Annotated in this window: 7 protein-coding genes; 4 read left to right on the top strand and 3 right to left on the bottom strand. The window is 64.0% G+C overall.

What is annotated here, in order from left to right; translation table 11 throughout:
• Positions 1 to 5 precede the first annotated feature (5 nt).
• From sigJ to ACVI1L_RS38240, 3 genes are read right to left on the bottom strand one after another with little or no spacing between them, the layout of a single operon-like run.
• On the bottom strand, positions 6 to 890 hold the full coding sequence (sigJ, locus tag ACVI1L_RS38250; protein ID WP_456785186.1) for an RNA polymerase sigma factor SigJ: 885 nt from the start codon (positions 888 to 890) through the stop codon (positions 6 to 8).
• Complete coding sequence (locus ACVI1L_RS38245; protein WP_253589961.1) at positions 868 to 1,413, bottom strand: hypothetical protein; 546 nt, start codon at positions 1,411 to 1,413, stop codon at positions 868 to 870. Before ACVI1L_RS38245 ends, sigJ begins: the two co-directional genes overlap by 23 nt.
• Positions 1,406 to 1,816: a hypothetical protein gene (locus ACVI1L_RS38240; RefSeq protein WP_456785185.1), complete on the bottom strand. Its 411-nt coding sequence runs from the start codon at positions 1,814 to 1,816 to the stop codon at positions 1,406 to 1,408. Before ACVI1L_RS38240 ends, ACVI1L_RS38245 begins: the two co-directional genes overlap by 8 nt.
• Positions 1,817 to 2,401: 585 nt before the next feature.
• Here ACVI1L_RS38240 and rplJ point away from each other — a divergent pair.
• The 4 genes from rplJ to rpoC all read left to right on the top strand — a co-directional run bounded on the left by rplJ (position 2,402) and on the right by rpoC (position 12,243).
• A complete protein-coding gene (gene rplJ, locus ACVI1L_RS38235) occupies positions 2,402 to 2,920 on the top strand; it encodes a 50S ribosomal protein L10 (RefSeq protein ID WP_028335452.1) in 519 nt (172 codons plus the stop codon).
• A 52-nt stretch (positions 2,921 to 2,972) separates the two neighbouring features.
• Complete coding sequence (rplL, locus tag ACVI1L_RS38230; protein WP_028335453.1) at positions 2,973 to 3,353, top strand: 50S ribosomal protein L7/L12; 381 nt, start codon at positions 2,973 to 2,975, stop codon at positions 3,351 to 3,353.
• A 441-nt stretch (positions 3,354 to 3,794) separates the two neighbouring features.
• Entirely contained in the window at positions 3,795 to 7,913 is a 4,119-nt protein-coding gene (rpoB, locus tag ACVI1L_RS38225) for a DNA-directed RNA polymerase subunit beta (RefSeq protein ID WP_057019553.1), read from the top strand.
• 127 nt (positions 7,914 to 8,040) lie between these two features.
• The gene (gene rpoC / locus ACVI1L_RS38220) at positions 8,041 to 12,243 is read left to right on the top strand and encodes a DNA-directed RNA polymerase subunit beta' (RefSeq protein ID WP_057019552.1); all 4,203 of its coding nucleotides are present in this window, start codon (positions 8,041 to 8,043) and stop codon (positions 12,241 to 12,243) included.
• The last annotated feature ends 63 nt before the right edge of the window (positions 12,244 to 12,306 follow it).

The raw sequence follows: 12,306 nt of genomic DNA, 5'->3' as shown, positions 1-12,306 counted from the left end.
GAGCTTCAGCTCCGGCGCGGCGCGTGGCGCAGCTTGTCCGGGTTGCGGACGATGTAGATCGCCGCGATCCGGCCGGTCTCGCCGTCGATCGCCATGCTCAGTGTGTGGTCGACTTCGCCATCGAGGAAGATCAGCGCGCCCGCGCTGCCATTGACCATCATCGGTTCGACGCGAACCTCGCTGCCGGCGTTCTTGCCGGCGATACCGATGATGAAGCGGACGATCTTCTCTGCCCCCTTGATCGGCTTCAGCGCCGCCAGCTTGCGGCCGCCGCCGTCGGTGATCGCGATGGCATCCTCGCGCAGCAGGTTGGCGAGGGCGGAGACGTCGCCGCTGGCCGCGGCCTTGCAGAATGCCGTCAGCAGCCGTGCGTGGCCTTCGGGCGGCTCGGCGGGAACAGGGCGGTTGTCGCGGATCGACCGGCGGGCGCGCGCGGCGAGTTGCCGGCAGGCCGCCTCGCTGCGCTCGAGGGTGCGGGCGACTTCCGCGAACGGCCGGTCGAACACGTCGTGCAGCAGGAACGCGGCGCGCTCGAGCGGCGTCAGGGCGTCGAGCGCCAGCATCAGCGCGAAGGAGAGATCGTCGGCGAGTTCGGTCGCCGCCTCGGCCGACAGCGCCTCGTCGAACACCGGCTCGGGCAACCAGGCACCGACATAGACCTCGCGCTGGGCGCGGGCGCTCTTCAGCCGGTCAAGACAAAGCCGGGTCACCACGGTGACGAGGAACGCCTCGGGATTGCGAACGTCGTCGACCGCGGCGAACCGCAGCCAGGCGTCCTGGACCACATCGTCGGCATCGCCGCGGCTACCGAGCATGCGATAGGCAAGCCCGGTCAGCCGCGCCCGATACGGCGCCAGCGGGTCGCGCTCAGGCAGCCTGCTTGATGACATCGATCTGATGGCCGGCCACGGTCACGCGGCGACACTCCCTGGCATATCCCAGCGCCAGCTTCATCATGGGGAAGATGCGGCCGATTTGTAGGGCCATGGCGAGGTCGATCACGCCTTTTTCGCCCCAGCGCGCGCGAACGGCGTCGCGGCAGGCGTTATCGTCGGTCGAGCGCTGCACGATGGCGTCGGCGAAGTGGAAGCCGAGCGCGGTGTCCGCGGTCATGGCGGCAACGTCACGACGGAGCACGGCGGTGACCTGCTGTTCCGCCATTCCGGCTCCGATCGCCATGTCGACGACTAGTTGCGCACAGGGACCGCAATCTTCCGCCAGCGCGCCGGTCAGCTTGGCAGCATAGAAGGCCTCAACCGGCGCGACCGCGCGGTAGGCGGCGGCCTTCATCGCGCCGGCGAATTTGAAGAACGCGGCGGGCGATTCCTTCAGCATGATCTCGAGATAGGTGGTGTCGTAGCCGTAGCGCCTGGAATAGGCGCGCAGCATGCGGCGCGCGATGAAGCTACGCATGTCGTTCTCCTTGATTTGGCAGGGCGGAATAGAGGGCGAGCGCCGCCGGCAGGACGACCGCCACCAGATCGGATGCGGCATGGCGGTCGTGGCCGCCGGCGATCATCACGAGATGCAGCAGGCCGTGGCCGGCCAGGAACGCGGCGCCCGCGACCGCTGCCGGCCACCAGGCCGGCCACAAGGCTCGCGCGGCCAGGCCGAGCCCGGCCGCGATGAAGGCAATGCCGACGTCCTGGGCCAAATGAGGGTTGAACGGACCGGTATCGGCGGCGCCGGGCACCAGCGACCACCAGAGGGAACCGGCCGACAGCATCACCAGCCCATTGGCGACGTTGAAGAGGGCGAGAACTCCTGCAATCCATCGTTTCATGCGAGCCTCCAGCGCCCAGACGAGCGACGGCATTGGAGCGTGACGCCTCCGGGAAGAAATTTTTCGCTGGGCCGGGCGGATCGCCGAACTGGTCTGAAATTTGCTCTTGGCAAGCAGGGCAGGACCGGCTACATAGCGCCTTCCGGGCGTGCTGGCACTTGCTGGCATGTCCGTGCTCGCAATCCGAAAACCTGAGATGATAGGAGATCATTCCTTTCCGCATGCCCGCAAGGATGCTCGAAAGGAAGGAGACCCATCGTCTCTGACGGAGTGAGAGCAGGGGCCTTCAGCGTGCTGAAGTGCCTCGATCCTGTCCAAGACTGCAGGCGCCCGCGAGAACTTCGTGTTTTCAATGGCTTAATCGCATGGCCTGCATAGACGGGTGAAGACCGGATTTTGCACTCCACGTCGCGATTAGTTCGCGGCCGGGAGGCTGGTTTGGTTCGAACCTCGACAGCCCATGGCCGCAAGGCTCTGGGAGGGCAGGCTTCTAGATGTCGTCTTGCCCGGCATGTCCGAAGGGTCTTGCGCCCCAAGGATCAGGTTTAGGGCGGGACGATGGGTGCAACCCGGCGGTCCTGCCTTCGCGGAAAGGCCGCCAACCGGAAAGAGCTTGCTGTGGAACGAGCGGCAAAAAAAGAGTCGGTCGAACAACTTAACGAGGTCTTCAAGACCACGTCGGTTGCGATCGTTGCTCACTATTCCGGCCTCACCGTGGCCCAGATGCAGAAGCTGCGCATGCAGATGAAGCAGGCGGGCGCGTCGGTGAAGGTCTCGAAGAACCGTCTCGCCAAAATTGCTCTTGAAGGCACTGACGTCGCTGCCATCGGCTCCCTGCTGAAGGGGCCGACCGTGATCGCTACTTCGAACGATCCGGTTGCGGCGCCAAAGGTTGCCATCGAATTCGCCAAGGCGAACGAGAAGTTCGTCATCCTCGGCGGCTCGATGGGTAAAACCGTCCTGAATGTCGACAGCGTGAAGGCGCTTGCCTCACTGCCGTCGCTCGACGAACTGCGCGGCAAGATCGTTGGCCTCCTCGTGGCGCCGGCGACCAAGCTTGCTCAGCTCTCCAACGCGCCCGCGGCCAAGCTCGCACGCGTCATTCAGGCTCATGCCTCAAAGGGCGAAGCGGCCTGACCCTTCGCTAATCTCAAACCTGGTTCGAACCAAACGTTTAAGGAACTGAACAATGGCTGACTTGCAGAAAATCGTCGACGACCTCTCGAGCCTCACCGTGCTCGAAGCGGCCGAACTCGCCAAGCTCCTCGAAGAAAAGTGGGGCGTGTCCGCCGCTGCCGCCGTTGCGGTTGCCGGCCCGGCTGCTGGTGGTGGCGGTGCCGCTGCTCCGGCTGAAGAGAAGACCGACTTCACCGTCGTGCTGGCTGGGGCCGGCGACAAGAAGATCGAAGTCATCAAGGAAGTCCGCGCCATCACCGGCCTGGGCCTGAAGGAAGCCAAGGACCTCGTCGAAGGCGCTCCGAAGCCCGTCAAGGAAGGCGTCAACAAGGAAGAAGCCGACAAGATCAAGGCCCAGCTCGAGAAGGCTGGCGCCAAGGTCGAGCTCAAGTAATGCGCGATCCGGGAGCGTCGCAGGGCGCTCCCGGGCCATGCAAACGGCGTGCGACAGGTTGTCGCGTGGCGCGCCGGACACAAAAAAGTGTGGGGATCCGTGGACTTAACCCTCGAATCTCCTTTATTGCCATCCCATATCGGGTTGGCAGCGGAAAAACACGGTAGGCGGCGGGGACGGCAGGGTCCCTGGCGGAAGCCGTTGGGAGACAGTCAGATTTCGGGCTTTTTCAGTCCGTAAAGCGGAGCGTTTGGACGAGCGGGTGCAGTGATGCGCCCCGCGCGTTGTTTTGCGTTTTGGAGGTGGTCGGGGCCGGGACGGGGATTTAATTCCTGACTTAGCGCTTCGTTCCTTCGAGACGATTCGAAATTCAACCCGGGGCCGATGGCAGTCGCTCCCGGAAGGTTCGCCCCACAAAGGCGACGAAAATGAGAGGCCACGATGGCGCAGCAGACATTCACCGGTCGCAAACGCGTACGCAAGTTTTTCGGTCACATCAAGGAAGTCGCCGAGATGCCGAACCTCATCGAGGTTCAGAAGGCGTCCTATGACCAGTTCCTGATGGTCGACGAGCCGACCGGCGGTCGGCTCGACGAGGGCCTGCAGGCGGTGTTCCGCTCGGTGTTTCCGATCTCGGATTTCTCCGGCACCTCGATGCTCGAATTCGTCCGCTACGAGTTCGAACAGCCGAAATATGACGTCGACGAGTGCCGCCAGCGCGGCATGACCTTCGCTGCGCCGCTCAAGGTGACGCTGCGCCTGATCGTGTTCGATATCGACGAGGAAACCGGCGCCAAGTCGGTGAAGGACATCAAGGAACAGGACGTCTACATGGGCGATATCCCGCTCATGACGATGAACGGCACCTTCGTCGTCAACGGCACCGAGCGCGTCATCGTCTCGCAGATGCACCGTTCGCCGGGCGTGTTCTTCGACCACGACAAGGGCAAGACCCATTCGTCCGGCAAGCTGCTGTTTGCCGCGCGCGTGATTCCGTATCGCGGTTCCTGGCTCGACATCGAGTTCGACGCCAAGGACATCGTGTTCGCGCGCATCGACCGCCGCCGCAAGCTGCCCGTGACCTCGCTGATGTACGCGCTCGGTCTCGACGGCGAGCAGATCCTGTCGACCTTCTACAAGAAGATCACCTACAAGCGGACCAAGGACGGATGGCGCGTGCCGTTCGATGCCAACCGCTTCCGCGGCTATTCGACCGTCAACGACCTGATCGACGCCGACACCGGCAAGGTGGTGCTCGAGGCCGGCAAGAAGCTGACCGTGCGCCAGGCGCGCCAGCTTCAGGAGAAGGGCCTGAAGGCGCTGCGCATGTCGGACGAGGAGCTCGTCGGCAACTATCTCGCCGAGGATCTCGTCAACCCGAAGACCGGTGAGATCTACGCCGAAGCCGGCGAGGAGATCACCGAGAAGTCGCTCAAGGTGCTGAACGAGCAGGGTTACAAGGACCTGCCGCTGCTCGACATCGACCACGTCAATGTCGGCGCCTACATCCGCAACACGCTGTCTGCCGACAAGAACATGACGCGCGAGGACGCGCTGTTCGACATCTACCGCGTGATGCGTCCGGGCGAGCCGCCGACGCTGGATTCGGCGCAGGCGATGTTCCAGTCGCTGTTCTTCGACGCCGAGCGCTACGACCTCTCCGCGGTCGGCCGCGTCAAGATGAACATGCGCCTCGAGCTCGATGCGCCCGATACCCATCGCACGCTGCGCAAGGAAGACATCCTGGCGGTCATCAAGACGCTGGTCGACCTGCGCGACGGCAAGGGCGAGATCGACGACATCGACCACCTCGGCAACCGCCGGGTGCGCTCGGTCGGCGAGCTCATGGAGAACCAGTACCGGATCGGCCTGCTCCGCATGGAGCGCGCGATCAAGGAGCGCATGTCGAGCGTCGATATCGACACCGTGATGCCGCAGGACCTGATCAACGCCAAGCCCGCGGCTGCCGCGGTGCGCGAGTTCTTCGGCTCCTCGCAGCTGTCGCAGTTCATGGACCAGACCAACCCGCTGTCGGAGATCACCCACAAGCGGCGCCTGTCGGCGCTTGGCCCGGGTGGTCTGACCCGCGAGCGCGCCGGCTTCGAAGTCCGCGACGTGCATCCGACGCATTACGGCCGCATCTGCCCGATCGAGACGCCGGAAGGTCCGAACATCGGCCTGATCAACTCGCTGGCGACGTTCGCGCGCGTCAACAAGTACGGCTTCGTCGAGACGCCCTATCGCAAGATCAAGGACGGCCGGGTCACCGACGAGGTGATCTATCTGTCGGCGATGGAAGAGGGCCGCTACCGCGTCGCGCAGGCCAACGTGCCGCTCGATGCCAAGGGCCGCTTCACCGACGACCTCGTGGTCTGCCGTCACGCCGGCGAAGTGCTGCCGGTGACGCCGGACAAGGTCGACTACATGGACGTGTCGCCGAAGCAGCTGGTTTCGGTCGCCGCGGCGCTGATCCCGTTCCTCGAGAACGACGACGCCAACCGCGCGCTGATGGGCTCGAACATGCAGCGCCAGGCGGTGCCGCTGGTTCGCGCCGAGGCGCCGTTCGTCGGCACCGGCATGGAAGGCGTGGTCGCCCGTGACTCGGGCGCGGCGATTGCCGCGCGCCGCTCGGGCGTGATCGACCAGATCGACGCCACCCGCGTCGTGATCCGCGCCACCGAGGATCTCGATCCGACCAAGTCGGGCGTCGATATCTACCGGCTGATGAAGTACCAGCGCTCCAACCAGTCGACCTGCATCAACCAGCGTCCGCTGGTGAAGGTCGGCGACATCGTCAAGAAGGGCGACATCATCGCCGACGGTCCGTCGACCGATCTCGGCGAGCTCGCGCTCGGCCGTAACGTGCTGGTCGCGTTCATGCCGTGGAACGGCTACAACTTCGAAGACTCGATCCTGCTCTCCGAGCGGATCGTGAAGGACGACGTCTTCACCTCGATTCACATCGAGGAGTTCGAGGTGATGGCCCGCGACACCAAGCTCGGTCCTGAGGAAATCACCCGCGACATTCCGAACGTCTCGGAAGAAGCGCTGAAGAACCTCGACGAAGCCGGTATCGTCTATATCGGTGCGGAAGTCCGCGCCGGCGACATCCTGGTCGGCAAGATCACGCCGAAGGGCGAGAGCCCGATGACGCCGGAAGAGAAGCTGCTGCGCGCCATCTTCGGCGAGAAGGCCTCCGACGTCCGCGACACCTCGCTGCGCGTGCCTCCGGGCGTGCAGGGCACCATCGTGGAAGTCCGCGTGTTCAACCGCCACGGCGTCGATAAGGACGAGCGTGCGCTGGCGATCGAGCGCGAGGAGATCGAGCGTCTCGCCAAGGACCGCGACGACGAGCAGGCGATCCTGGACCGCAACGTCTACAACCGCCTCGCCGAGTTGCTGGAGAACCGCCAGGGCATCGCCGGCCCGAAGGGCTTCAAGAAGGATACCAAGATCACCCGCGCGGTGCTCGACGAGTATCCGAAGTCGCAGTGGTGGCTGTTCGCCTCGCCGAACGACAAGCTGATGGCCGAGATCGAGGCCATGCGGAAGCAGTACGACGAGTCGAAGAAGGGCCTCGAGCAGCGCTTCCTCGACAAGGTCGAGAAGCTGCAGCGTGGCGACGAGCTGCCGCCCGGCGTGATGAAGATGGTCAAGGTCTTCGTCGCGGTGAAGCGCAAGATCCAGCCCGGCGACAAGATGGCCGGCCGTCACGGCAACAAGGGTGTGGTGTCGAAGATCGTGCCGATCGAGGACATGCCGTTCCTCGAGGACGGAACGCACGCCGACATCGTGCTCAATCCGCTCGGCGTGCCGTCGCGCATGAACGTCGGTCAGATCCTTGAGACCCATCTCGGTTGGGCCTGCGCCGGCCTCGGCAAGCGCATCGGCCAGACCATCGACGCCTATTATCACAAGCAGGATCTCAAGCCGCTGCGCGAGACCCTGAAGAAGATCTACGGCGAGGATGAAACCATCAAGTCGCTGAACGACAACGAGCTGGTCGAACTCGGCCGCAATCTGAGCCACGGCGTGCCGATCGCAACGCCGGTGTTCGACGGCGCCAAGGAAGCCGACATCGAGGAGATGCTGAAGCTCGCGGGCTTCGACGCCTCCGGCCAGTCGACCGTTTATGACGGCCGTACCGGCGATCAGTTCGATCGTAAGGTGACGATGGGCTATATCTACATGCTCAAGCTGCACCATCTCGTGGACGACAAGATCCACGCGCGTTCGATCGGTCCGTACTCGCTCGTCACCCAGCAGCCGCTGGGCGGCAAGGCGCAGTTCGGCGGCCAGCGCTTCGGCGAAATGGAGGTCTGGGCGCTGGAAGCTTACGGCGCCGCCTACACGCTGCAGGAGATGCTGACCGTGAAGTCGGACGACGTCGCCGGCCGTACCAAGGTGTACGAGGCGATCGTGCGCGGCGACGACACCTTCGAGGCCGGTATTCCGGAATCGTTCAACGTGCTGGTCAAGGAAATGCGCTCGCTCGGCCTCAACGTCGACCTGCACAATTCCAAGGTGGGACCGGCGTCGACGTCGGAAGCGGCCGAGTAACGCTGTGATCATGCCCGGCGCCAAACGCGCCGGGCCTTCGCACTCCGCTCGGACGTTGGGCGGGGCGCGCGCTGAATAAAAGTTTCGAATTTGCTGCCGGTGACGATCGGCACGCGAGGAGAAGACCATGAATCAAGAGATTATGAATCTTTTCAATCCGACGACCCCGGCCCAGGTCTTCGACCAGATCCGGATTTCGATCGCGTCTCCGGAGAAGATTCTGTCCTGGTCCTACGGCGAGATCAAGAAGCCGGAGACCATCAACTACCGCACCTTCAAGCCGGAGCGTGACGGCCTGTTCTGCGCGCGCATCTTCGGGCCGATCAAGGACTACGAGTGCTTGTGCGGCAAGTACAAGCGGATGAAGTACAAGGGCATCATCTGCGAGAAGTGCTCGGTCGAGGTGACGCTGTCGCGCGTCCGGCGCGAGCGCATGGGCCATATCGAGCTGGCGGCGCCGGTCGCCCACATCTGGTTCCTGAAGTCGCTGCCCTCGCGCATCGGCCTCCTGCTCGACATGACGCTGAAGGATCTCGAGCGGATCCTCTACTTCGAATACTACGTCGTGCTCGAGCCGGGTCTCACCGCGCTGAAGGACCGTCAGCTGCTGTCGGAAGACGAGTATCTGAAGGCGCAGGACGAGTACGGCCAGGATTCCTTCACCGCCATGATCGGCGCGGAGGCGATCCGCGAGCTGCTCAAGGGGCTCGAGCTCGAGAAGCTCGAGGCGACGCTGCGTGCCGACATGGCGGAGACCGACTCCGACATCAAGCACAAGAAGCTCGCCAAGCGTCTGAAGATCGTCGAGGCTTTCCGCGTTTCCGGCAACAAGCCGGAATGGATGATCATGACGGTCGTGCCGGTGATTCCGCCGGACCTGCGTCCGCTGGTGCCGCTCGACGGCGGCCGGTTTGCGACCTCGGACCTCAACGACCTGTACCGCCGCGTCATCAACCGCAACAACCGCCTGAAGCGGCTGATGGAGCTGCGTGCGCCCGACATCATCATCCGCAACGAAAAGCGCATGCTGCAGGAGGCCGTCGACGCACTGTTCGACAACGGCCGCCGTGGCCGCGTCATCACCGGCGCCAACAAGCGTCCGCTGAAGTCGCTCGCCGACATGCTGAAGGGCAAGCAGGGCCGGTTCCGCCAGAACCTGCTCGGCAAGCGCGTCGATTATTCGGGCCGTTCGGTGATCGTGGTCGGTCCCGAGCTGCGCCTACATCAGTGCGGCCTGCCGAAGAAGATGGCGCTCGAGCTGTTCAAGCCGTTCATCTACTCGCGGCTCGATGCCAAGGGCCTGTCCACCACGGTGAAGCAGGCCAAGAAGCTGGTCGAGAAAGAGCGTCCGGAGGTCTGGGATATCCTCGACGAGGTGATCCGCGAGCATCCGGTGCTGCTCAACCGCGCGCCGACGCTGCATCGCCTGGGCATCCAGGCGTTCGAGCCGGTGCTGATCGAAGGCAAGGCGATTCAGCTGCATCCGCTGGTCTGCGCCGCCTTCAACGCCGACTTCGACGGCGACCAGATGGCCGTGCACGTTCCGCTGTCGCTCGAAGCGCAGCTGGAAGCGCGCGTCCTGATGATGTCGACCAACAACATCCTGCATCCGGCGAACGGCCAGCCGATCATCGTGCCGTCGCAGGACATCGTGCTCGGCCTCTACTACGTCTCGATCATGCGCGAAGGCCTGCCCGGCGAGGGCAAGATCTTCGGCGACATGGCCGAGCTCGAGCACGCCCTGCATTCGAAGGTCATCCACCTCCACACCAAGATCAAGTACCGGTGGGAAGGCCTCGACGAGGAAGGCAAGCACTCCAAGCGCTGGATCGAAACCACCGCGGGCCGCGTCATGCTCGGCAACCTGCTGCCGAAGAACCCGAAGATCTCGTACGACATCATCAACAAGCTGATGACCAAGCGCGAGATCTCCGGCGTGATCGATCAGGTCTACCGGCACTGCGGTCAGAAGGAGACGGTGATCTTCTGCGACCGCATCATGGCGCTCGGCTTCTACAACGCCTTCAAGGCGGGCATCTCGTTCGGCAAGGACGACATGGTCGTGCCGGCGTCGAAGTGGAAGATCGTCGATCAGACCCGTACGCTGGCGAAGGATTTCGAGCAGCAGTACAATGACGGCCTGATCACCCATGGCGAGAAGTACAACAAGGTCGTCGACGCCTGGTCGAAGGCCGGTGAAGAAGTCGCCAAGGCGATGATGAAGGAGATCTCGTCCACCAAGAAGACGGCGGCGGGCGCGGATGCCGACATCAACTCGATCTACATGATGGCGCACTCCGGTGCGCGTGGTTCGCCGGCCCAGATGCGCCAGCTCGCCGGCATGCGCGGCCTGATGGCCAAGCCGTCGGGCGAGATCATCGAGACGCCGATCATTTCCAACTTCAAGGAAGGTCTGTCGGTGCTCGAGTACTTCAACTCGACCCACGGCGCCCGCAAGGGCCTCGCGGACACCGCGTTGAAGACCGCGAACTCGGGCTACCTGACCCGCCGTCTGGTCGACGTCGCGCAGGACTGCATCATCACGCAGACCGACTGCGGCACCACGCTCGGCATCAAGATGCGCGCCATCGTCGACGCCGGCACCGTGGTCGCCTCGCTCGGCTCGCGCATCCTGGGCCGCGTCGCCTGCGATGACGTGCGCGATCCCGCCACCAACGAGGTCGTCATCAAGCGTGACACCTTGATGGAGGAGAGCCATGTCGACGCGATCCAGCAGGCCGGCATCCAGGAAGTGAAGATCCGCTCGGCGCTGACCTGCGAGCTGATCAACGGCATCTGCGCCAAGTGCTACGGCCGCGACCTGGCCCGCGGCACCCCGGTCAACCACGGTGAGGCCGTCGGCGTCATCGCGGCACAATCGATCGGTGAGCCCGGCACGCAGCTGACGATGCGCACGTTCCACATCGGCGGCGCCGCCCAGCTCAACGAGCAGTCGTTCGTCGAATCGAACTTCGACGGCAAGATCGTGATCAAGAACAAGGCGATCGCCCGCAACAGCGAAGGCAGCCTGATCGCGATGGTGCGCAACATGGTCGTTGCGATCGTCGATGCCGACGGCACCGAGCGTGCGACCCACCGTATTCAGTACGGTTCGAAGATGCACGTCGACGAAGGCGATATGGTCAAGCGCGGCCAGCGCATCGCCGAGTGGGATCCCTATACCCGCCCGGTGCTGAGCGAGGTCGAGGGCACGATCGGTTTCGAGGATCTGGTCGAGGGACAGTCGATCTCGGAAACGCTCGACGAGTCGACCGGTATCGCCAAGCGCGTGGTCATCGACTGGCGCACGACGCGCGGCGGTTCGGACCTGCGTCCGGCCATCGTGGTCAAGGGCAAGGACGGCAAGGTGATGAAGCTCGCGCGTGGCGGCGATGCCCGCTACATGCTGTCGGTCGACGCCATTCTGTCGGTCGACACCGGCGGGAAGGTGATGCCGGGCGACATCCTGGCGCGTATCTCGACCGAGAGCGCCAAGACGCGTGACATCACCGGCGGTCTGCCGCGGGTGGCGGAACTGTTCGAGGCTCGCAAGCCGAAGGATGCGGCGATCATCGCGGAGACCGCGGGAACGATCCGCTTCGGCCGCGACTACAAGAACAAGCGCCGCATCTCGATCGAGCCGATGGACAAGACCGAGGAGCCGCGCGAGTACCTGATCCCGAAGGGCAAGCACATCCACCTTCAGGACGGCGACATCGTCGAAAAGGGCGATTTCATCGTCGAAGGCAATCCGGCGCCGCACGACATCCTGGCGATCAAGGGCATCGAGGAGCTCGCTGCCTATCTGGTCAACGAAATCCAGGAGGTCTACCGGTTGCAGGGCGTGCTCATCAACGACAAGCACATCGAGGTGATTGTCCGTCAGATGCTGCAGAAGGTCGAGGTCACCGATCAGGGCGACACCGACATGATCTCGGGCGAGCAGGTCGACAAGATCGAGTTCGACGCGCTCAACACCAAGGCCAAGGAGGAGGGCAAGAAGCCCGCCACGGGTACGCCGGTTCTGCTCGGCATCACCAAGGCGAGCCTGCAGACCCGCTCCTTCTTCTCGGCGGCGTCGTTCCAGGAGACCACGCGCGTGCTCACCGAAGCTGCCGTCAACGGCAAGGTGGACCCGCTCGAGGGCCTCAAGGAGAACGTCATTGTCGGCCGCCTGATCCCGGCCGGCACCGGCGCCTCGATGGCGCGGATCCGCGAGGTCGCGGTCAAGCGCGACAAGCTGATCCTCGACGAGCGCGAGAAGCAGCAGGCGGCGATCGTGCCGACGGCTCCGGAAGCGGAGCCGCTGGCGCTGCCGCCCGCCGAATAGGCATCCGCAAGACTACGGGTATGGCGAGAAGGCCGGCGTTTAGCCGGCCTTTTTGCTGCTTTC

The organism is Bradyrhizobium sp. USDA 4516 (assembly GCF_054055915.1).
The sequence above is the reverse complement of the archived record's forward strand: the minus strand, read 5'-3'. Positions and strand labels throughout refer to the sequence as shown.